General features: G+C 72.7%; 19 protein-coding genes. 7 read left to right on the top strand and 12 right to left on the bottom strand.

Annotation, left to right across the window (positions count from 1 at the left end):
• The 10 genes from ACPXCB_RS14745 to ACPXCB_RS14790 all read right to left on the bottom strand — a co-directional run.
• On the bottom strand, window positions 1-2,179 hold a 2,179-nt coding region (locus ACPXCB_RS14745), incomplete at its 3' end, for a PA14 domain-containing protein (protein ID WP_425875724.1).
• 303 nt (window positions 2,180-2,482) lie between these two features.
• A complete protein-coding gene (locus ACPXCB_RS14750; RefSeq protein ID WP_425875726.1) occupies window positions 2,483-3,538 on the bottom strand; it encodes an alcohol dehydrogenase catalytic domain-containing protein in 1,056 nt (351 codons plus the stop codon).
• Window positions 3,525-4,238, bottom strand: a complete 714-nt coding sequence (locus tag ACPXCB_RS14755; RefSeq protein WP_425875728.1) for a GntR family transcriptional regulator — start codon at window positions 4,236-4,238, stop codon at window positions 3,525-3,527. Before ACPXCB_RS14755 ends, ACPXCB_RS14750 begins: the two co-directional genes overlap by 14 nt.
• An 8-nt stretch (window positions 4,239-4,246) precedes the next feature.
• Window positions 4,247-5,158: a 2-deoxy-5-keto-D-gluconate 6-phosphate aldolase domain-containing protein gene (locus ACPXCB_RS14760; RefSeq protein WP_425875730.1), complete on the bottom strand. Its 912-nt coding sequence runs from the start codon at window positions 5,156-5,158 to the stop codon at window positions 4,247-4,249.
• Window positions 5,155-6,156 (bottom strand): alcohol dehydrogenase catalytic domain-containing protein, encoded by a 1,002-nt coding sequence (locus ACPXCB_RS14765; RefSeq protein ID WP_425875732.1) that lies wholly within the window; start codon window positions 6,154-6,156, stop codon window positions 5,155-5,157. The genes ACPXCB_RS14760 and ACPXCB_RS14765 overlap by 4 nt, the downstream gene beginning before the upstream one ends.
• Window positions 6,153-6,974, bottom strand: coding sequence for a carbohydrate ABC transporter permease (locus ACPXCB_RS14770; protein WP_425875734.1), 822 nt, complete (start codon window positions 6,972-6,974; stop codon window positions 6,153-6,155). The genes ACPXCB_RS14765 and ACPXCB_RS14770 overlap by 4 nt, the downstream gene beginning before the upstream one ends.
• On the bottom strand, window positions 6,971-7,924 hold the full coding sequence (locus ACPXCB_RS14775) for a carbohydrate ABC transporter permease (protein WP_425875736.1): 954 nt from the start codon (window positions 7,922-7,924) through the stop codon (window positions 6,971-6,973). Before ACPXCB_RS14775 ends, ACPXCB_RS14770 begins: the two co-directional genes overlap by 4 nt.
• A 9-nt stretch (window positions 7,925-7,933) precedes the next feature.
• Window positions 7,934-9,229 (bottom strand): ABC transporter substrate-binding protein, encoded by a 1,296-nt coding sequence (locus ACPXCB_RS14780; protein ID WP_425875738.1) that lies wholly within the window; start codon window positions 9,227-9,229, stop codon window positions 7,934-7,936.
• A gap of 27 nt (window positions 9,230-9,256) precedes the next feature.
• Entirely contained in the window at window positions 9,257-10,363 is a 1,107-nt protein-coding gene (locus tag ACPXCB_RS14785) for a diphosphate--fructose-6-phosphate 1-phosphotransferase (protein WP_425875740.1), read from the bottom strand.
• 5 nt (window positions 10,364-10,368) lie between these two features.
• Window positions 10,369-11,910, bottom strand: coding sequence for an aldehyde dehydrogenase family protein (locus tag ACPXCB_RS14790; RefSeq protein WP_425875742.1), 1,542 nt, complete (start codon window positions 11,908-11,910; stop codon window positions 10,369-10,371).
• Between ACPXCB_RS14790 and ACPXCB_RS14795 the strand changes: the two genes are divergently transcribed.
• Window positions 11,909-13,147, top strand: coding sequence for an RNA-guided endonuclease InsQ/TnpB family protein (locus ACPXCB_RS14795; RefSeq protein WP_425875858.1), 1,239 nt, complete (start codon window positions 11,909-11,911; stop codon window positions 13,145-13,147). The two genes, ACPXCB_RS14790 and ACPXCB_RS14795, sit on opposite strands and share 2 nt — an antisense overlap.
• A 13-nt stretch (window positions 13,148-13,160) precedes the next feature.
• Here ACPXCB_RS14795 and ACPXCB_RS14800 read toward each other — a convergent pair whose 3' ends face one another.
• Together ACPXCB_RS14800 and ACPXCB_RS14805 are read right to left on the bottom strand one after the other, a co-directional pair.
• Window positions 13,161-14,381, bottom strand: a complete 1,221-nt coding sequence (locus ACPXCB_RS14800) for a mandelate racemase/muconate lactonizing enzyme family protein (protein WP_425875744.1) — start codon at window positions 14,379-14,381, stop codon at window positions 13,161-13,163.
• Window positions 14,382-14,773: 392 nt separating this feature from the next.
• Window positions 14,774-15,556, bottom strand: coding sequence for a DeoR/GlpR family DNA-binding transcription regulator (locus ACPXCB_RS14805; protein ID WP_425875746.1), 783 nt, complete (start codon window positions 15,554-15,556; stop codon window positions 14,774-14,776).
• A gap of 127 nt (window positions 15,557-15,683) precedes the next feature.
• Between ACPXCB_RS14805 and ACPXCB_RS14810 the strand changes: the two genes are divergently transcribed.
• The 6 genes from ACPXCB_RS14810 to ACPXCB_RS14835 all read left to right on the top strand — a co-directional run bounded on the left by ACPXCB_RS14810 (window position 15,684) and on the right by ACPXCB_RS14835 (window position 20,756).
• The gene (locus tag ACPXCB_RS14810) at window positions 15,684-16,559 is read left to right on the top strand and encodes a hypothetical protein (RefSeq protein ID WP_425875748.1); all 876 of its coding nucleotides are present in this window, start codon (window positions 15,684-15,686) and stop codon (window positions 16,557-16,559) included.
• Between the two features lie 2 nt (window positions 16,560-16,561).
• Window positions 16,562-17,290, top strand: a complete 729-nt coding sequence (locus ACPXCB_RS14815; protein WP_425875750.1) for a TSUP family transporter — start codon at window positions 16,562-16,564, stop codon at window positions 17,288-17,290.
• Window positions 17,284-17,682, top strand: coding sequence for a YidH family protein (locus ACPXCB_RS14820; RefSeq protein WP_151452643.1), 399 nt, complete (start codon window positions 17,284-17,286; stop codon window positions 17,680-17,682). The genes ACPXCB_RS14815 and ACPXCB_RS14820 overlap by 7 nt, the downstream gene beginning before the upstream one ends.
• Window positions 17,679-18,080 carry a DUF202 domain-containing protein gene (locus ACPXCB_RS14825; RefSeq protein ID WP_425875752.1) on the top strand — a complete coding sequence of 134 codons (402 nt, stop codon included), beginning with the start codon at window positions 17,679-17,681 and terminating at the stop codon, window positions 18,078-18,080. Before ACPXCB_RS14820 ends, ACPXCB_RS14825 begins: the two co-directional genes overlap by 4 nt.
• 521 nt (window positions 18,081-18,601) lie before the next feature.
• Complete coding sequence (locus ACPXCB_RS14830) at window positions 18,602-20,251, top strand: glycoside hydrolase family 10 protein (RefSeq protein WP_425875754.1); 1,650 nt, start codon at window positions 18,602-18,604, stop codon at window positions 20,249-20,251.
• A gap of 46 nt (window positions 20,252-20,297) precedes the next feature.
• The gene (locus tag ACPXCB_RS14835; protein WP_425875756.1) at window positions 20,298-20,756 is read left to right on the top strand and encodes a hypothetical protein; all 459 of its coding nucleotides are present in this window, start codon (window positions 20,298-20,300) and stop codon (window positions 20,754-20,756) included.
• Window positions 20,757-20,782 lie beyond the last annotated feature (26 nt).

Genomic DNA, 20,782 nt, shown 5'->3' on the forward strand with positions numbered 1-20,782 from the left:
CGCCGGCGCCCGCGTGGCGTACGACGAAGCGGCTCAGGCTCTGGCTGGCACCCAGGTCGACCTGCAGCCACTTGGTCGCGCCCGTCGAACACCACTTGTCGAGGTTGCCGCTGGTGGTCGTCCCGTTGACGGCCCTGGCCGGGCCCTCGGTGGGCGAGCACGAGCTGTCGGCGGTCGCCGCCCTGCCGAGCGCGAGGTTGACGGGCGGCTGCTGACCCGGGATGGCGTTGAGCGTGTACCAGACCTCGGTGCTCCAGAGCGACTGGCCGTTGCTGGCCGAGAAGGGCCGGGGTGAGCGGACGTGCACGACCCGGCCGGCCTTGAGGCCGTTGATCGCCAACGTGACGGTCTTTCCGTCGGCCGACAGGGTGGCCGAGGAGACCGACAGGGTCTCCTCGTCGACCTTCGGCCCGCCGTACGCGGCCGTCGCCACGTAGCGCCACTGCTTGACCCGGTACTTGGAGGCCAGCGCGGCGGCGGTCGTGGCCGACAGGGGCTGGGTGTACTCGATCTGGAAGCCGCCCGGCAGGGCCCGCATCGCCAGCATGTCGAAGTTGTTGCCGCCGTTCGGGGCGATCTTCTGCAGGCCGTAGCTGAGCTTGCCCTCCTGCCCCCAGTTGCCGCCGCCGTGCAGGCCGCCGGTGTAGATGGCGCCGTCGGGCCCGACGGATACCTCGGACACTCCCGCCTCCAGGCCCTGGGTCATCCGGAACAGCGCGCCCTGGTACTCGCCGTTGACCTTCTCCAGGTACGCGCGCTGGAGCCCGCCGTAGGTCACGTCGCCGATGAGCATCTGCCCGGCGAACGGGCCCTGGTTGAGCATGACCGGGGTGCTCGGCGAGTTGCCGATCTCGTTCTGCGGCAGCCAGAGGACCGGCTGGGTGACCGGGTTGTTGTCGAACGGGCCGGCCGGGTTCATGTAGTGGTTGAAGAAGCGGCCCTGCTTGACGTGCACGAGCTTCGACGACGGCAGCCAGCCACCCTGGTTGTCGGTGACGAAGATGTCGCCCTCCGGGCCCCAGCCGATGCCGTGCGGGGTGCGCAGGCCGCCGGCCACGTAGTCGATCGCGCCGGTGCTCCGGTTCACCCTGACGGTCGTGCCCCTGTTCGGGGCCGGCTGCGGGTCGGTCGTGGCCCCGCCGTAGTTGATGGAGACCGAGAGGTTCAGGTAGAAGTACCCGTCCCGGTAGAGCAGGCCGAACCCGAACTCGTGGAAGTTGCTGCCGAACGGCCAGGTGGCCACGGTGCGGTACTGGTCGGTCACCCCGTCGCCGTTGGTGTCGTTGAGCTCGGTGAGCTTCGCTTTCTCCGAGACGTAGATCTTCCCGTCGACGATCTTGAGCCCCATCGGCTCCTGGAGCCCCGTCGCCACCCGTTGCCGGGTCACCTGGCCGGGGCTGGTGCTGCCGGTGACGTTGCCGAGGATCCACACCTCGCCCACTGTGGTCAGGGAGCCGCCCCAGGTGGAGACGGCCAGCCGGCCGTCGGGGAACCAGTCGAACCCGGTGACCTGCGGCTGGAAACCACTCGGGCGCAGGTCGGTCAGGGTGTAGTTCGGGTGCACCGACGTGAGCGGCAGCCCGTCGCCGGGGGAGTCGCCACTGGCCTCGCACTCCTTGCGGCCGGGCGCGGTCACCCGGACGACGCCGGCGTCGGTGCTCAGCGCCGAGTTGGGGACGGTCACGAACGTGCTGGAGCCCGGCGTCCGCCACTGCAACGTGAGCTGCTGGCCGCCCGTACGCTCGAAGTGCTCGATGCGCAGGGAGTGGTATCCGGCGGTCAGGTCGACGGCGCCGTCCTTCGGTTCCGGGCCGTGCGCGCCGTCGTGGTCCACGATCAGCGTGTCGTCGATCAGCAGGCGGGAGCCGTCGTCGCTGATGAGCCGGAAGGTGTAGCTGCCGGCCTGGGTGATGTTGACGTTGCCGAGGACGTGGACCAGGAAGTGGTCCTCGATGCCGAAGTCGGCCGCGCTCGTCCAGTCGACCGTCGGCATGAGCTTGTCGACGTTCGGTGTCTGGCCGGCCTTCAGGGTGCAGAGGTTGTTGAGCGGGACCTGCAGGTCGAAGACGCGCAGGGTGACACCGGGTTCCTGCGGCGGCGGAGCCGCACCCGCACTCGGCGGGGACAGCCACAGGCCGGCGAGGGCGACGACAGCGGTGAAGGCGCTTGCGAGGGGCACGCGTGCTCGTCGGGACGATCCGAGCATTCTTCTCCTCCAGGGGAGCGGGACAACGACGTACGTCGTCGCGCGGCGCTCGGGCTCAGCGGCGGGCCCGGACATCGAACGGACATCGTTGTCATGTCCTGATGGTTGGCCTGGCACGCCGCTGCCTGGTGAGGGCAACACTATGATTCTTAAATCTAAATGTCTAGATGTTTGTGCGAGATCGTCTGAACTTTCGTCCGGACGGTCAAAAGTCGGCAACGCCGGGCGGCGCCACCGGGGCCCGGTCCCGGTGGCGCCGGATGGGCTTCCGCCTGGTTACCGGCGGGCGGCGTCGACGCCGTACGGGGCGACGAAGACCTTGTCGGCCTGTCCGACGGCCTGGGCCTCGAGCGCCTGCGAGACCTTCTCCAGCGGGAAGAACGCCGGCCGCAGCCGGTCCAGACCGAGCGTCGGCAGCATGCCCACGGCGCGGTGGTGGGTGTACGGGTTGATGACCGCCCCCACGATGGTCAGCTCGCGCGCGAAGACCTCGTTGGGGCGTACCCGGGCCTCCTCGTCCGGCCGGGCGACACCGAAGACCAGGATCCGGCCGCCGCGGCTGGCCATGCCGATCGCGGACTCCAGCAGGCGCGCCGAGCCGACGGCGTCGACGACGTACGGGAAGCCCAGGCCGTCGGTCAGTGCCCGGGCCGCCGCCTCGCTGGCCGGGTCGGTCGGATCGAGGGCGGCGTCGGCTCCCATGCGCAGCGCGAGGTCGCGGCGGTCCGGGCGGGGATCCATGACGACGACGGGGGCGAGCCCCCGGGAGCGGGCCAGCGCCACCATCATCACCCCCGCCGGGCCGGCGCCGTAGACGAGCACGGGCAGGCCGGAGCGGGGTGCGAGCTGGTCCATGCCGTGGATGCAGCACGCGAGCGGCTCGGTGAGGGCACCGATCCACGGTGGGGTGTCCGGGGGCAGCCGGTAGGCGATCCGTGCCGGCACGACCATGCGTTCGGTCATCCCGCCGTCGAGCCGTACGCCGTAGCCCCGCTTGGCGTCGCAGAGGTGTTCCTGCCCCAGCCGGCAGTACGCGCAGGCGGTGCAGTAGTCGTGGGGCTCGACGGACACGAGGTCGCCGGGCGCGAGCCGGTCGACCCCGGGGCCGACCTCCCGCACCCGCCCGCAGACCTCGTGGCCCAGCACGACCGGGCGGGCTGCCGGGAAGCTGCCGCCGACGATGTGGCCGTCCGTGCCGCAGACCCCGACGGCCAGGGGCTCGATGGCCACCTCGCCGGGGCCCGGGGCACGCGCGGGCAGCTGCTCGACGCGTACGTCGCCCGGACCGTGGCACCGGACGGCGGTGATCGTGCGGGCTTCAGTAAGCGGCACGAAGCAGCTCCTTGAGTCGGCGGATGTGCGCCCGGGCCGCCTCACCCGCGGCGTCGGGATCACCCGAGCAGAGCGCCTCGAAGATGGCCTGGTGGTCGGCGACGGCCTGGGCCATGCCGCCGGTGAGGCTGGTCGAGCGCATCGCGATCAGGACCCGACTCTGCACGCCGTCGAGCATCCGGGTCAGCACCGGACTCTGCGCGGCCTGCCGGATCTCCCGGTGGAACGCGGCGTCGAGTTCGATGTGGCGGGCGAAGTCGCCGTCCGCCGCGACCTGCCGGTGCTCGGTGAGCAGGGCGAGCAGGCGGCGGCGCAGCGCCGGGCTGTACCGCTGCGCCGCCAGCCGGGCCACCGCCCACTCCAGAGCCTCGCGGGCCTCGTAGAGGCTGACCAGCTCCTCGCCCTCGATGCGGGCGACGACCGCGCCGCGGTTGAGGGTCTCGCGCGCCAGTTCGTCCTGCACCAGGCGGATCACCGCGTCGCGCACGGGGCTGCGGCTCACCCGGAACTCCTCGGCCAACGCCGGGACGCTCAGCCGGGTGCCGGGCCGCAGCTCGCCGGAGATGATCCGGTCGCGCAGCGTCCGGTAGAGCAGCTCGCCGACCCGCTCACCGGCGTACGGGTCCGCCTCCTGCGCGGGCGCGGTGGCGGGCGCCGGCAGCGTCGCGGCGGGGGGCCGGGGCGGGGAAGGTGGCGTCACTGGTGTCCTCACTCGTGCGGCTCGGGCCCGACCGGCACCGCGGCGAGGAACGCGGCGGCGAACCCGCGATAGTTCGCGGCGACCGCCGCCACCGCCTGAGGGCGGGCCAGGTCCCCGGCGAGCAGCCCGCGCAGCGCGTCCCACCAGATGCTACGCCCGATAGCGAAGCCGGTGAATCCGGCGGCGGCGGCGTCGGCGAGCCACCCCTCGACCCGCGCCGCCGGCGCGTTGGCGCCGAGCAGGATGCACTCGCCGCCGGCCTCGGCCGCGATCCGGGCCGCGGTGCGGTAGTGCTCCTGCCGGTCGAGGTGCTCCAGCTTCCAGACGTCCACCGGCACCTCGTCGAGCAGCTCGGTCATCGCGCGGTGCACCAGCGCGGGACGCAGTTCCCGCTCGAACCGTCCCAGGTCGCCGCCGACCGCGTCGAGCTGCCCGGGCGTGGGCGGCACGAGCAGCTCGAACAGGAAACGGCCGCCGGCGTCGCGGACCGTCGCGGACACCTCGGCCAGCCGGGCGCGCTGGACGCGGTTGCCGTCGACGTCACCCTCGACGTTGTAGCGGACCAGGACCTTGGGCAGCTCGGGTCCGTGGTGCTCCAGGTGGGACCTGAGGTCGGCCGGCTCGGTCTCGTAGATCTCGCAACCGCCGCGTTCGAGCGGCATGCTCAAGGTCACGCCGTTGGCGTGCGCCCGCTCGGCCACACCGGGGCCGAGCGTCGCGTCGACGAGGATACCGGCGTGCGCGGCGAGCCTCGGCTCGTCGGCGAGCGCCGCGAGGAGACCCTCCACCACCATGTGCTTGCCGTCGGCGATCGCCGCGCGTTGGCTGCGCGTGGCGGTGCCGGTGTGGCCGTAGAGCGCCTGGGTGAGCCAGGGACGCTGGTCGACCGCGAGGATGAGCAGGTGCTGCGGCTGGTTCATGGGGCGTCCTCCGACACGATGCAGGGTTTGAAGTAGTCGCCGGCGACGAAGCGGGCGAAGGCGTCCGGCAGTTCGGCGAGGGTCACCGGCACCGTCAGCCGGTCCCGCAGCGCGGCGCCGTGGTCGCGCAGCAGGTCCCAGTTCGCCTCGACCTCGCTGGTGGGGAAGTAGAAGGAACGCACCGTGTAGCAGTCGGTGCGCCGCCAACGGGGCGTCGCGGGCATCGTGTAGGGCTCGTCGGACTCGCCGAGGGCGATCACCGCGCCGCCGGGCGCGACCACCCGCTGCGCGGTCTCCCGCGCCGCCGCGGCGCCGCTGACCTCGACCACGAGGTCGTACTGGTTCTCCGCCGCCAGGTCGCCGGCGGCCCGGGCGCCCAGGTCGACGGCCGTGGCCAAACGACCCTCGTGCGGGTCGAAGGCGTCCACCTCGCCGACGCCGAAGGCGCCCGCCACGGCGACGACCCCGAGGCCCAACGGGCCGGCGCCGATGACCAACGCCCGGTCGACGCCGTCGGGCTGGGTGCGCTGCCACAGGCGCAGGGCGTGCGCGGCGGTGCCCACGGTGTCCAGACCCAGCACCGCCGTGTCCAGCGGCACGTCGTCGGGCACCGGCAGCAGGCAGCGGGCCGGCACGTCGACGTGCTCGGCGAACCCGCCGTCGCGCTGCCAGCCGATCAGCTCCCGCAGGTGCAGGCACTGGTTGGTGCGGCCGGCGGCGCAGCGCCGGCACGTACCGCAGAAGACCGGGATGTAGACGATGCCGCGGGTCCCGACGGGCACGGTGACGTCCGGGCCGACGTCGACCACGGTGCCGGCGATCTCGTGCCCCGGCACCACGGGCGACCCCGACCGCAGCAACCGCTTGTCCGAGCCGCAGAGGGCGCAGACGTCGACGCGGACGCGTACCTGCCCGTTCGTGACCGGGCCGAGCGTGGCCCGCTCGAAGTCGATCCGTCCGTCGCCCAGGAAGCGGGCACGGACACTGGTGGTCGTCACTTGACGGCACCTCCGGTGATTCCACGCACCAGCCACCGCTGCGCGAAGATCGTCAGCAGGAGGGCCGGCGCTGAGATGAGCGTGCTCGCGGCCATCAGACCGCCGAAGTCGTTCGATCCCTGGCCGATGAAGTTGAAGGCGATGACCGTCAGCGGCAGCGTCTGGTCGTTGGCGAGCGCCAGGGCGAACAGGAAGTAGTTCCAGGAGAAGACGAAGCTGAGCGTGAGTGCCACCGAGACGCCGGGCATGGCGAGCGGCAGCACCACCATGCGGAACCGCTGCCAGGTGGAGGCGCCGTCGATGAGCGTCGACTCCTCGATGCTGATCGGGATCTCCTCGAAGAACGGGATCAGCAACCAGATGCACAGCGGCAGGGTGACGATCAGGTGCGCCACGATGAGCAGGGCGTAGTTGAGCCCCGTGTTCGACGGGGCGTCGATGCGGATGGAGAGCACGAACAGCGGCAGCACGAACAGCACACCGGGTGCCATCCGGGCGAGCAGCGTCACGAAGCCCAGCGTGTTCAGTTGCCGCCGGACGATCACGTACGCGGCCGGTGCGCCCAGCACCAGGCCGAGCAGGGTGGAGCCGCCGGCCACGATGAAGCTGTTGGCGATGTAGCGGCCGAACTCGAACCGCTCGAACAGGTTGGTGAAGTTCTCCAGCGTCAGTGGCGAGGCCACGTCGAACAGGGAGCCGGTGATGTCGACGTTGCGCCGCAGCGACGACCAGAGCATGAACAGCACCGGGCCGAAGAAGACCACGGCGAACAGAACGTACGCGGTGTAGACGCCGACCAGCCGCTTGCCCGCGCTCATTTCGCGGCCCTCCTTCGGACCAGGGTGAAGACGGTGGCGATAAGTACGACGAGCACCAGCAGGGCGATCTGCAGGGCGGCGGCGTAACTGGGCGCCTGGTTGATGAACGCCTCGTTGTAGCCGTACACGTTGAGGGTGTTCGTCGAATCGACCGGCCCGCCCTGGGTCATGATGTAGATGGTGTCGAAGAAGCGGACCAGGTCGACGGTGCGCAGCAGCATCGCGACGATGAGCACCGGCCGCAGCAGGGGCAGACCGATGTTCCACGCGGTACGCCAGCCGCTCGCCCCGTCGATGGCCGCCGCCTCGAACGGCTCCTCCGGCAACGACCGGATGCCGGCGGAGATGATCAGCGCCATGAACGGCGTCCACTGCCAGATGTCCACGAGCGCGATGGACCAGGGCGCGATGGACGGGTCACCGAGCCAGACCACGGGGTCGATCCCGATGACGGCCAGCAGCTCGTTGGCCGCCCCCAGCGACGGATCCATGATCAGCAGCCAGAGCAGGCCGACCGCCACCGACGCGGTGATCGCCGGGATGAGCATCATGCCCTGGAAGACGCGCCGACCGGGCACGTCCAGGCTCATCACGTAGCCGAGCGCGAGTCCCAGCACGGTCTCCACGGCGAGGCACACCACGAAGAGGAAGAGCGTGACCTTCAGGGAGTTGTAGAACGCCGGGTTGGCGAACATCTGGGCGTAGTTGTCGAACCCGAGGAAGCCCATGTTCGTGCCGTCGGACTGCCGGTCGGTCACCGACAACCAGACGGTGTACGCGATCGGCAGCAGGACCAGCAGGGCGGTGACCACGGCGGCCGGCACCACGAAGGGCCAGATTCCCCGGGCGGTCGGATGCACCGTCCTTCTCGGCCGGCGCCCCGCCCCCCGCCCCGCCGTGCTGGCGGGGCGGGGGCCGGTCGGGCGTTTCGTCGTCGTGTCGGTGCTCATCAGAGGCTCCTACTCGCTGTTCTTCGCCAGCAGCGGGGTGAGGCCGTCCTGGATCTGCTTGGCCGCGTCCTCGGCGCTCGCCCGGCCGAGGATCACGGTGCCCACCGCGTCGCCGATGACCTTGCGCATCTCGGGGGCCGCGACACCCACCGGCCCGACCTCGGTGTCACCGTCGGTCTGCGCCTTCGTCAGCGCCGCGTTCCACTGCTTGAGCGTCTCGGTGTTGAGCGTGGCGGTGTAGGCGGGGTCCTGGCTGACCGAGGTGCGCGGCGGGGCGATGCCGGACTTGGTGAGCTCCAGCTGCGTCTTCGCGCTGGTGGCCCACTGCACGAACTTCCACGCCGCGTCCTTGTTCTTCGAGAACGAGGAGACCGACAGGCCCCAGGACAGCACGGTGGTCTTGGAACCGGCGGCGCCGGCCGGGAAGTCGAGGACGCCGATCTTGTCCGCGATCTTGGAGGTCTTGGGGTCGATGATGCTGCTGACCTCGTTGCTCGACTCCAACTCCATGGCGGCGTTGCCGGCGGCGAACAGGGCCGAGGACTGGGTGAAGGTGTTGTTGACGACGCCGGGCGGGCCGTAATCGCGGGCCAGGGTGGCGTAGCGGTTGATCGCCTCGACCGCCTTGGGGTCGTCGAAGTTGGGCGTGCCGTCGGGCTTGGTCCAGCTCACGCCCTGCGAGTGCAGGAACGGGCCGAAGGTGAACGGCAGCGCCGCGGACTGTCCGCGCAACGCGATCGGGGTGACGCTGCCGCCGGACTTCTGCTTGATCGTCTCGGCGGCGGTGGTCAGCTCGTCGAGCGTCTTCGGCGGCGTGACGCCGTACTTGTCGAACAGGTCGGTGCGGTAGTACAGCACCACGCCCTCGACGTTGATCGGCGCGGCGATCAGCTTGTCGTCCACGGTCATGCCGGCCCGTACGGCGGCCGGGAAGTCGTCGACGTCGTAGTCCGCCCCCGCCTTGCCGACGTGCTCGTCCAGCGGCTCGTAGTAGTTGGACTTGGCGAACTGCGGGCCCTCACGGGAGGGCAGGGTCATGAACACGTCCATCGAGGCACTGCGCGACTGGAGGTTGAGCTGCACCTTGTCGCGCATCTGCTGCTCGGCGAACGTCTGGACCTTCACCGTGACGCCCGACTCCTTCTCGAAGTCGTCGATCAACGGCTCGATCGCCCGCTGCCAGGGGTGGTTCGACATGATCAGGTTGATCTCGTTGGCGGAGCCGGCGGAGTCCGAGCCGCAGCCGGCGGTGAGTCCGCCGACCAGAGCCAGGGCGAGCGCCGCGCTCAGGTACCTGTGCCGCATGTGCCTGCCTTTCGATGGAGGGGTCACTCAGGCGATGAGAGGGGTGAGCCAGTCGTGGAAGTCGCCGAGGTCGGCGGGGTCGGTCGTGCGCCACGGCGCGGGTACCGGCCGGGTGTGGCCGGCCACCTCGGCCAGTGGCACCGGGTCGTACCCGGCGGCGTAGGGGTCGGTGCCGACGCGGTGCAGGCCGACCATGAGCCCGCTGCGCCCGTCCGCGAGCAGCCGCGCGGCGTGCCGCCCGGCCTCGGTCGCCTCCCGGCGGTCGACGTCGCCGGCCAGGGCGCCGGCCGAGCGCTGCACCATGCCGAGGACCTCGCCGCGGGCGGCGACCCCGAGTTCGGCGGTGACCAGCGCGGCGAGCCGGCGGGACACCCCGCCCAGCAGGATCCGGGTGTGGTTGGCCGCCTCGAAGGGCTCGTCGGTCAGCTCGCGGGCGGCGCCCTCGCTGGTCACCACGAACGCGCGGCCGTGCGCGTGCAGGGCGTCGTCGACCTGGCGCAGGAAGTCCGCCCGGTCGAACGGCGCCTCCGGCAGCAGGACGAGGTGCGGTGCGTGTGCCGGGTCCTCCCGGTGCCACGTCGCGGCCAGCGCCAGCCAGCCCACCGACCGGCCCAGGGTCTCCACGATGCGTACCGGCTCGATCGCCCGCATGGCCGCGTGGTCGCGGGCGAGGTCGGGCACCACCCGCGTCAGGTAGCGCGCGGCGGAGCCGAATCCGGGGCAGTGGTCGACGCCGACCAGGTCGTTGTCCACGGTCTTGGGGATGCCGGCGGTGCACAGGGGCAACCCGGCCCGCTCGGCGCGTTCGGTGAGGGCCCGCAGCAGCGCCATCGTGCCGTTGCCGCCGATCAGCGCGACCCCGTCGACGCGGTGCTCGGCGAGCGTCGCGACCGCCGCGTCGAGGTCGTCGCCGGTGACCGCCCGGCGGCCGGCGCCGAGCCAGGACCCGCCGCGGTGGGTCCAGGCGGGCGGGACGTCGGCGAGGGTGACCGGGGTGAGCCGGCCGTCGACGAGACCGTCGGGGCCCCCGCGCAGGGCGAGGACCTCGTGCCCCTCGGCGCCCTCCAGGAAGCCGCGCAGGCTCGCGTTGACGACGGCGGTCGGCGCGCCGGTCTGGCCGATGAGCAGGCGCATGACGCTCAGGCCCCCACCGGGCGGGAGGCGACACTGAGGTAGGTCTGGAACGCCTCCAGGCCCGGCCGGCCGCCCTCGTAGCCGACGCCCGAGTCACCGAGCCCGCCGAACGGCACCCACGGCGTGTTCGGCGTGCCCGTGTTGATCCCGACGATGCCGGCGCGCAACCGGTCGGCGACCGCTCGCGCGGCGTCCAGGTCGGTGCCGCACACGTAGCCGGCGAGCCCGTAGCCCGTGGCGTGGTGCACCGCCAACGCCGCGTCGAGGTCGTCGTAGACGTGCACCGGCGCTACCGGTCCGAAGATCTCACCGGTCATGGCGCGGCTGTCCACGGGCGCGTCGAGCAGCACCGTCGGGGCGGCGTAGTGCCCGGCGGACGGTGCCGCGCCGTGCGGCGCGACGGCACGGGCGCCCCGGGCGACGGCCTCGTCGACCAGATCAGCCATGCGCGCCGGGTCGCCCGCCGGGGCGAGCGGGCCGATGTCGGTGCCAGGGTCCCGGGGATCGCCGACGCGCAGGGCGCGGGTGGCCTCGACGAACGCCTCGACGAACTCCCCGGCCACCTCCCGGGCGACCAGGATCTGGTTCGCCGCGATGCAGGACTGGCCGTTGTTGCGGTACTTGGCGACCATCAGGGTCTGCGCCGCGGCCTGCGGGTCGGCGTCCGGGAGGACGACGAACGGCGCGCAACCGCCCAACTCCATCACCGTACGCAGGAATCGCGGCGCCGACTCGGTGGCCACCAGGCGCCCGACCCGGGTCGAGCCGGTGAACGAGACCGCCCGCACCGCCGGCGCCGCGAGCCACGGCGAGACGACGTCGGCCGGAGTGCCGAGGACGGTGCCGAGCACCCCGTCGGGCAGGTGCCGCTCGCACACCGCGGCGAGCACCATCGACGACAGCGGAGCCAGTTCCGAGGGCTTGAACAGCACCGGGCAGCCGGCGGCGAGCGCCGGTGCGATCTTCCGGGCGGGGATGGAGACCGGGAAGTTCCACGGGGTGAGTACGGCCGCGACCCCGACCGGCCGGACCGCGACCCGGTGCTCGTGCTGCGGCACCACCGTCAGCCGCTGTTCCTCCTGCCGCCCGACGAGGTCGGCCATGACCCGGAAGTAGGTCACGGTCAGCCCCAGCTCGGCGGTGGACTCGGCGAGCCGTTTGCCGGTCTCCCGGGTGATCAGCTCGGCCCAGTCCGGGCGGGTCGCCAGGGCCTCGATGTCGTCGGCGATAGCCCGCAGGGCCGCGGCGCGCTCCGCCACCGGGGTGGCCGCCCAGGTCGGCAGCGCGGCGGTGGCGGCGGCGAGCGCGCTGGCGGCGTCGGCCGAGCCGCCGGTGCTGACCTCGGCGAAGGCCGTCCCGGTGGACGGGTCGACGACGGGCAGGGTGGGCGCGCCCGTGGCGGCGCCCGGGAGCGCCCGGCCGCCGATGCGCACCGCGCTCGGGGTTGCCAGGACCTCGTCGACGATCGGGGAATCGGTCACCAGGTCACCGGCCAGGATGGCCCATCCTTCAGGGCGGGGAGGAATGGCGAATGCGCTGTCAGCCATGACTGTCCTTTCTGGTAAGACTGGTCCTGTGCGAACGGCGTACAGGTGTCGGGCGTACCCGACGCCGGAGCAGGCGGCGGTGCTGAACCGCACGTTCGGGTGTGTACGCGTCGTCTGGAACCGCACCCTCGCCGCCCGCCATGCCCGCTATCACGCTGAAGGCAAATCGACCTCGTACGCGGAGACGGATCGGGCGCTGACCGAGATGAAGAAGCAGCCCGACCTGACGTTTCTGGGTGAGGTGTCGTCGGTACCGTTGCAGCAGACCCTGCGGCACCAGCACACCGCCATGACCGCCTTCTTCGCCAAGCGGGCCCGGTACCCGCGGTACAAGTCGCGGCGCGGCCGCCAGTCCGCGAGTTTCACCCGGTCGGCGTTCCGCCTGCAGGGCGGGAACCTGTCGCTGGGAAAGACACCCGGTGTGCTGCGGTTCGTGTGGTCGTGGCCGAACATCGACCCGGCTGGGTTGGCCCCGACGATGGTGACGGTGTCGCGTGACCCGGACGACCGCTGGTTCGTGACCCTCGCCGTTGACGTCGACACACCCACCGCTCCCGAACCGACGGGAGAGGTGGTGGGCGTGGATCTCGGCCTGACCGATTTCGCGGTGCTGTCCACCGGCGAGCGCATCAGGCATCCGAGGCATATGGAACGCCGGGAACGGCGGTTGAGGCGCTACCAGCGGATGATGGCCCGCCGACAGAGGGGCTCGGCCAACCGCGCCAAGGCCAAGCAGAGGGTGGCTCGTGCGCATTCGCGGGTACGCGACGCCCGCCGGGATTTCCTGCAGCAGCAGTCCACGGCCCTGGTGCGCCGCTTTTCCGCCATTGCCGTGGAGGATCTGGCGGTGGCGAACATGGTCCGCAACCGATCCCTGGCCAGGGCCATCTCCCGTACCGGCTGGGCCGAGTTCCGCGCTCTGCTCGCCTACAAGGCGCACCGCGACGGCCGCGCCCTCGCCGTCGTTGACCGCTGGTATCCATCGAGTAAGACGTGTTCGGCGTGCGGGCATCTGCTCGCCGAGCTTTCTCTCGGCACACGCTGTTGGACGTGTCCGAGTTGCGGCATCCGGCATGACCGGGACGTCAACGCCGCCAAGAACATCGCCGTCGCGGCCGGGCTGGTCGAGACGCAAAACGCCTGCGGAGCGGACGTGAGACACGAGGGACCTCCTTCCGTGCGGTCTGCCGTGAACCAGGAACCCCAACCCGTGAGGGTGGGGCTTCCCCGCCTTTAGGTGGGGGAGGATGTCAAGACAGCTGCTCCTCGTACGGCTCGAGCTGGTCCGGATCGAGGTCGATACCGAGACCGGGGCGGTTGGGCACGGTGACCGTGCCGTGGGCGGTCAGGAACTCGTCGGCGGCCCGGCGCAGCGGGTTGGACCGGACGTCCCACTCGACGAGGGACGTCGCCGGGCTGCTGGCGGCCACCTGCACGGTCGCGGCGGTCGCGATCGCGCCGTTGTACAGATGCGGGTTGACGGTCTTGCCGGCGGCCTCGGCGGCCCGGAGCACCGTCAGGTACTCGCTGATCCCACCGACCTTCGTGAGGTCCGGTTGCACGATGGTGACCCCGCTGCCCCGCAGGTACGGGGTGAAGGCCGCGGCGCCGTAGAGGTTCTCGCCGGTGGCCAGGGGCATGCCGGTGCGGGCGCCGAGTTCGTCGAGTTCCTCCGGACGGTCGCCGGCGAGCGGCTCCTCGACCCAGGCGACACCCAGGTCGGCCAGCGCCGGCAGCATCCGCAGCGCCTCGGGCAGCGACCACGCCTGGTTGGCGTCGGCGAAGATCTGCGCCCCGTCGCCGAGGACGCGTCGCGTGGTGCGGACGTTGTCCAGGTCCCGGTCCCGGCCGAAGCCGACCTTGACCTTCACGGCGGTCAGCCCGAGCGCCCCGCAGTGCGCCGCGGTCTCGGCGACCCCGTCGGGGCCGAGGCTGGAGCCGTAGACGGGCAGTTCGGTGCGGGGGTGCGTGGTGAGCAGCGACGCCAGGCTCCGCCCGGCGTGCCGGGCGGCCAGGTCCCACAGCGCGATGTCGACCGCGCTCACCGCCTGGTGGATCGGGCCGGGCGCACCCCACTGGCGGCCCAGCGGACCCAGCTTCGCCATCAGCGCCCGCTGCGCGTCGGCGGGGTCGGCCGGCCGCGTGCCGAGCAGTAGCGGCGCCACGCCCTCCCTGATCGTGGCGATGCGCTCGCGCCAGGCCCAGGACGGGTAGTTGGCCCAGCTCTCGCCGATGCCGACCGAACCGTCGGCCAGCTCGACCTCGACCAGCACCATCACCCGGTGGGTCAGGGGGGCGAAGGACATCGCGATCTGCTCGGCGGGCCGGGCGCGGAACACCCGGCACCGCACGTCGGCGACGGGGACGTCGGGCAGCCGCACGGCGCCCACCGAGGGGCCGGCCTTCCCGGCCGTGGGGCCGGCCTGGTCGACCGCGTCCGGGGCGTGCTGCAGATCTCCGCTGAGTCCCATGAGGCCTCTCTCACACTTGTGAAGAACTGCATGCAGTTCTAGCCGGCGTTCATCCGCCCGTCAAGGGCTGGAAACAAACTGGGTCGTCCTGGTGGCGGGCGGTGGCGGGCGAAAAAGGACGACGCGCCCCGCAACGGGACGCGTTGCCGCGGTGGTGCTGGTGGGCTACCCGGACCGCCGGGCCCGCCAAGGGCTACGCGGACGGCAAGGCCCGCCGCTGGGTTGCCGGGGCGGCCGGAGCCCGCCGCAGGGCTACCTGGACCGTCGTGCCCGCCGCAGGGCTACGCGGACGGCAGGGCCCGCCCGCAGGGCTACCGGGACGGCAGGGCCCGCCGCTGGGCTTCGTGACACCCGGTGCCGACCGCCGGACCGGCGGCCGGTGGCAGGGGAGGTCAGGCGGTGATGACGCGGATGCCGTTGCGCCGCACCGTCGTCGCGACCGCCTCGGGCAGCGGCGCGTCGACGACCACGGTGTCGATCCGGTCGAGCCCGCAGACCTGCACCGGGGCGGTGGCGGTCAGCTTGCTCGCGTCGACCACCAGGACGATCTCGTCGGCGATCTCCATCAGGGCGTGCTTGGCGCTGAGCTCGATCTCCGAGCGCACGTAGACCCCGCGCTCGTCGACGGCGCCGGCGCCGAGGAAGAGCATCCGGATCCGCAGGCGGCGGGTCAGGTCCAGGGCCGCGAAGCCGACCAGCGCCTGGTTGTCGTGCAGCAGCTCGCCGCCGATCCCGATGACGCGGGCGCGCGGACGCGACAGCATGTGCCCCAGCACCGGCACCGAGTGGGTGACCACGCATCCCTCGAACTCGGCGGGCAGGGCGTGGGCCACCTCGGCGGCGGTGGTCCCGCTGTCGATGCCGATGGTGTCGCCGGGCTGCACCAGGGCGGCGGCCGCCGCCCCGATCGCGAGTTTGGCCTGCGTGTGGCTCTGGGCCCGGGAGGCGAAGCCGGGGCCGGCCACGCCGCCCGGCGGCAGGCTGACCCCGCCGTGCACGAGGGTCACCTCGTGGGACTCGGCGAGCTGGCGCAGGTCGCGGCGCACGGTCATCTGCGAGACGCCGAGCTGGGCGCTGAGTTCCGCCACGGAGAGGAAGCCCGCCCGCCGCAGCGCGGCCATGATCTGCGTGCGGCGCCGGGGGGCGCTCTCGTAACGGGACGTCTGCACGCTCACGCCGGGCCCTCCTGCCGGATGTCACCCCACGGGGCTCGGTGGAGAGTTTAGAGCAACCGAGGGATGTTATTTTTCTACCATCCGATGGTAGGTTGACACCGTCCTTTGGTAATCCTGGGAGGTACCCATGACCGTCGCCACCGTGTCGCCCACCGTCCTGGCCCGCCCCTCCGGCGGCTACGCCATGCTCGCCGTCGACCAGCGGGAGGCCCTGCGGGCGATGTTCGCCGCCCACCAGAGCCAGCCGGTGACCGACGAGCAGATCACCGCCTTCAAGGTCGCGGCGGCCCGCGCGCTGAGCCCGCACGCCTCGGCGATCCTCGTCGACAAGCAGTTCGGCTGGGACGCCGTCATCGCTGAGGAGGCCGTCGCCGCCGAGTGCGCCCTGATCGCCGCCGCCGACCGCTTCACCGCCAGCGCCACCGAGTTCGTCGCCGACGTCGCCATCGACGACGACGTCGACCCCGCCGCCGTACGCGCCCAGGGCGCCAAGGCGCTCAAGCTGCTCGTGCTCTGGCGCCCCGACGAGGACCCCGCCCCCCGGATCGCCCTGGTGGCGGACTTCGTGCGGCGGTGCCGCGACAACGGACTCGTCAGCATCATCGAGCCGGTGTCCCGCGCCCCCCGCCAGGGCGGCGCCTTCGACCACGACGCCGGCATTTTCGCCGCCGCCAGGGAACTCGGCTCGCTCGGCGCCGACCTCTACAAGGCCGAGGTCCCCACCGCCGGGCAGGGCACCCCGGCGGAGATCGTCGCCGGCTGCTCCCGGCTGAGCGAGTCCATCGCCGGGCCCTGGGTGGTGCTGTCGTCGGGCGTACCCGCCGAGCTCTTCCCCGACGCCGTCCGCCTCGCCTGCCAGGCCGGGGCATCGGGCTTCCTCGCGGGCCGGGCGATCTGGGCGTCGGTCGTCGGCAGCCCGACGATGGCCGACGACCTGCGGACCATCTCCGTGGATCGGCTGCGCCGCCTCTGCGACGTGGTTGACGACGCCGTGTCCCGCTGACGGTGGCCCTCCTCGGCGCCGCCCTCGCGGTGGTGGCGGTCGCGCTCGGGGCGGCCATGCAGCGGGTCACCGGGCTCGGCTTCGCGCTGGTCGCGGCGCCGTTCCTGGTCATCATCCTCGGCCCGTTCACCGGTGTCGTGCTGGCGAACCTGCTCTCCGCCGCGATCAACCTCGTCGTGCTGGCCTCGACCTTCCGGGCCCTGCACCGCAGGTTGGCCGTGGAGATGATCGTCGGCGTCGTGGTCGCCGTCCCCCTCGGCGCCTGGGTGGTGGCGTCCCTGCCCGGTCCGCTGCTGCTCATCGGCGTCGGCTCGATCACGGCGATCTCCGTCGCCTGGGTCGCCCGGGGCAACCCGCTGCGCTTCCTGCGCGGCCGGGCCGGGCCCGTGTTGTCGGGCTTCACCTCGGGGTTCTTCAACACCACCGCGGGCACCGGCGGGCCGCCCCTGGCCGTCTACGCGGTGAGCACCGACTGGGGCCAGCGCAGCTTCGTGCCGACCGTGCAGGTCGTCGGCCTGGTCACCAACGTGCTGTCGCTGGCCGCCAAGGGCACGCCCGCGCTGTCCTGGCCCCTGCTGATGGCCTGCGGCGTGGCGATGACCGTCGGCATCGTCGGAGGTCAGGTCCTGTCCCGCTGGCTGCCGGAGGAGCGGGCTCGAGGATCGGTCATCGGGCTGGCCTTGATCGGCAGCGTCATCGCCGTCGGAAAGGGAGTGACCGCCCTGTGGTAGTCGACACGGACGACGAAACCTCCTCGCGGACGCCCGGGCGACGCCGGTGGCCCGGCCGGGTCTTCGACCGGGGCGTCGATCCCGACCCCCGGTTCAGCCTCGCCAACGAGCGCACCTTCCTGGCCTGGATCCGTACGTCGCTGGCGCTCTTCGCGGCCGGGATCGCCCTGGAGGCGCTGGCCCTGCCCATCGCGCCCGGGCTGCGCCGCGCCGCGGCCGTCGTGCTGATCGTGCTCGGCGCCGCGGCCCCGGTGCAGGCGTGGATCGGCTGGCTGCGTACGGAGGCGGCGCTGCGCCTCGGTCGGAGCCTGCCGCCACCCGCGCTGGCGATGCCGCTCGGCCTGGGCCTGGTCCTGGCGGCCGGACTGATCCTGGTCGGCCTCGTCCGGTGAGCCGTGCCGCCGCACCCCGCGACGGGGACCGCCCGGCGTCGGCGGGTCCACCCGGGACACCCCCTCGCCTGGACGGCGACCCCGGCCTGCAACTGGAACGGACCATGCTGGCCTGGCGGCGCACGGCGGCGGCGTTCCTGGTGGCCGGTGCCGTCGGCGCGCGACTGCTCACCCCGCTGCTCGGCGGCTGGGCCTATCCGGCCGTGGCGGCACCGGCGCTGTGCGTGGGCGCGCTCGCCCTCGCCAGGTGCGTCCCGCCGCGCCGCACGACGTCGCCCCCGGCGACCGTCGTGCCGCGGGCCGGCTGGATGGCCGGCGTCGCGGGGCTCACCTGCCTCCTCGGGCTCGCCGCGGCGGCGGCCGTGCTGACCGCCGCGACACCGTCGCCGATCCCGTGACCGTGCGAGGCCGGTGACGGCGCCGTCGCGTCTCCGGTACGTGCCGTCGCCGCAACCTCGCCTCGGCGGTGGTGCGTGGGAGCGGTAGGCTGTCGAAGCGGGCATACGACGGCCGATGACGCGCCCCGACCACCCGCGTTCCCTCCCGGCTCGCAGCCGCCAGTGAACACGTTGCGCGCCGCCCTGTGAATCTTGGAGTACGTCTTGGCAGACCTGACCCCGCCCGCCCTGAATCCCTTCGAGTCAGAGGGAGACGGAAACACCGACCGCGAACGCGGGCGAGCGGTGGACGTGAGCACGGACGCGATGACCCGCATGCGCACCCCGTTCGTCTCGACAGACGGCGACCGCGGCACCGCTGACGAGAGGCGGGCGGCTTGTTCCTGACGCGCCGATCCGGAGCCGTCGAGGCCGACGACCCGGCCTGAGCCGCCACGGCGTCGGCGTCCGGCCCTCGGCCGACCGTCCACCGACGGTCCAACCGGTTCGCCAGGTGGGGCCGGACTGGGCAGACTGGGACGATGTCCGCCGCTGAGTCGCCCACCCGCCGCCGTCGTACCCAGGCATCAGTCGCGGTGGTCGTCGCGCTCGCCGTGGCGGTAGCGCTCGGCGCCTGGTCGCTGCGGGACCGCGTTGCCGGTGGACGCGACCTGTCGGAGCAGGGCGCCGTGACGCCCTTCGGGGCCGCCCCGGCGGATCGCACCCCCGCCTGCGCCGGCCGACCGGCCGAGGCGCCCCGCGAGTTGCGGGGCATGTGGATCACGACGGTCAACAACATCGACTGGCCGAGCCGGCGGGGGTTGTCGCCCGAGGCGGCGCGCTCGGAGTTCCGGGGCTGGCTGGACCTGGCGGTGCGGCAGCACCACAACGCGGTCTTCGTGCACGTGCGGCCGAGCGGGGACGCACTCTGGCCGTCGGCGTACGCGCCGTGGTCGGAGTGGCTGACCGGGCGCCGCGACGGCCGCGACCCGGGCTGGGACCCGATGGAGTTCATGGTCGCCGAGGCGCACGCCCGCAACCTGGAGTTCCACGCCTGGTTCAACCCGTACCGGGGCGGGCAGCCGGCCACGGTGGGCGGGCCCGGCCCGAGGCTGGACCGGCTCGCGCCGACGCACCCGCTGCGGCGGCACCGCGACTGGGTGGTGACCTACCCCAGCGCCGACCGGCCCGGCAGCCGCCTGTACTTCAACCCCGGCATCCCCGAGGCGCGCACGTTCGTCGAGGACGCGATGCTGGAGGCGGTCCAGCGGTACGACGTCGACGGGGTGCACTTCGACGATTTCTTCTACCCGTACCCGGAGGCCGGGCAGGACTTCCCGGACGACGCGACGTTCGCCCGGTACGGCCGGGGGTTCGCCGACAAGCACGCCTGGCGCCGGGACAACGTGAACACGCTGGTCCGCGAGATGAGCGAGCGGATCAAGGCGATCAAGCCCTGGGTCAAGTTCGGTATCAGCCCGTTCGGCATCTGGCGCAACGAGCGCACCGACCCGGCCGGCTCGGCGACCGCGGGATTGCAGAGCTACGACGACATTTACGCCGACACCCGACTCTGGGTACGGCGGCAGTGGCTGGACTACGTCGTGCCGCAGCTGTACTGGCACATCGGTTTCGACAAGGCCGACTACGCCAAGCTGCTGCCGTGGTGGGCGGCCACGGTGCGGGGCACCCGGGTGCAGCTCTACATCGGCCAGGCCGACTACCGGGTGGGCGAGCGCGGCGCCTGGCGCGACCCGGCCGAGCTGGACCGTCAGCTCGCCCTCAACCGCCGGCACGGCGCGAGCGGAAGCGTGCACTTCAGCGCCAGGCAGGTACGCGCCGACAAGCTCGGCGCGGTCAGCCGGTACCGCGCGGCCCACTACGCCGGGCCGGCGCTGGTGCCCGCGATGGCGCAGCTACCGTCGACGCCGCCGGCCGCCCCCACGGTCACCGGGGCGCGGCGCGCGGGCGTCGGCGGGGTGACGTTGACCTGGCGCGGGGACGGCGCCGCGAGCTTCGCCGTCTACCGCGTCGACGGCGACACGGCCCGGCTCGTCGGCACCGCCCGGGGCACCGGCTGGACCGACCGCACCGCCCCGGCCGACCGCCCGCTGTCCTACTGCGTCTCCGGCCTGGACCGCAGCGGCAACGAGGGTCGCCTGAGCGCGCCGACGGCCGTCGCGGCGCCGTAGGAGGGGGGTTGCGGGAACGTCCGGTGGCGCCGGTTACCCTGCCGCGGTGGTGGTCGGCGAGGACGGGGAGCGGCTGGCGGCGTCGCTGGCCGAGCGGCTCGACGCGGTCACCTTCACCGACCTGACCACGGACCAGGTCACCGCCCGGCTGATCGACGCGGTGGTCGGCTGGGCGGGGGAGCGGGGCTGGCGGGTCTACCGGCGGGCGTCCAGCGTGGTGCCGCTGCCGCCGCCGATGTCCGCGCAGCAGTCGGTGCTCGACGTGGCCTGCGCCCGCCCGGACGGGCCGCCGGTCGTCGTCGAGGTCGATCACGGTACGCGCCGCCGCACCTGGGAGAAGCTGCTCGCCGAGGCCGACGAGGGGCGGATCCCGCTCTGGGTGCGCTGGGGTGCCGGCCGGTTCACCCCGCCGCCCGCCCCGATCCAGATGGTGACCTGCGAGGTGAGCGGCCGGCCGGCCCCCCCCCCCCCCGGGCCGGGGGCCCAACGGGGGGCGGGGGCGTAATAAAAAAAAAAAAACCCCCACACAAA

The sequence above is a fragment of the Micromonospora sp. DT62 genome (assembly GCF_049847285.1).
GTDB classification, from domain to species: domain Bacteria; phylum Actinomycetota; class Actinomycetes; order Mycobacteriales; family Micromonosporaceae; genus Micromonospora; species Micromonospora reichwaldensis.

Excerpts from the sequence above, each read along its gene's own strand:
- ACPXCB_RS14760 (WP_425875730.1), bottom strand. The coding sequence starts at position 5,158 with ATGAACCAGCCGCAGCACCTGCTCATCCTCGCGGTCGACCAGCGTCCC.
- ACPXCB_RS14770 (WP_425875734.1), bottom strand. The coding sequence starts at position 6,974 with ATGAGCGCGGGCAAGCGGCTGGTCGGCGTCTACACCGCGTACGTTCTG.
- ACPXCB_RS14775 (WP_425875736.1), bottom strand. The coding sequence starts at position 7,924 with ATGAGCACCGACACGACGACGAAACGCCCGACCGGCCCCCGCCCCGCC.
- ACPXCB_RS14795 (WP_425875858.1), top strand. The coding sequence starts at position 11,909 with ATGACTGTCCTTTCTGGTAAGACTGGTCCTGTGCGAACGGCGTACAGG.
- ACPXCB_RS14780 (WP_425875738.1), bottom strand. The coding sequence starts at position 9,229 with ATGCGGCACAGGTACCTGAGCGCGGCGCTCGCCCTGGCTCTGGTCGGC.
- ACPXCB_RS14785 (WP_425875740.1), bottom strand. The coding sequence starts at position 10,363 with ATGCGCCTGCTCATCGGCCAGACCGGCGCGCCGACCGCCGTCGTCAAC.
- ACPXCB_RS14790 (WP_425875742.1), bottom strand. The coding sequence starts at position 11,910 with ATGGCTGACAGCGCATTCGCCATTCCTCCCCGCCCTGAAGGATGGGCC.
- ACPXCB_RS14830 (WP_425875754.1), top strand. The coding sequence starts at position 18,602 with ATGTCCGCCGCTGAGTCGCCCACCCGCCGCCGTCGTACCCAGGCATCA.
- ACPXCB_RS14800 (WP_425875744.1), bottom strand. The coding sequence starts at position 14,381 with ATGGGACTCAGCGGAGATCTGCAGCACGCCCCGGACGCGGTCGACCAG.
- ACPXCB_RS14810 (WP_425875748.1), top strand. The coding sequence starts at position 15,684 with ATGACCGTCGCCACCGTGTCGCCCACCGTCCTGGCCCGCCCCTCCGGC.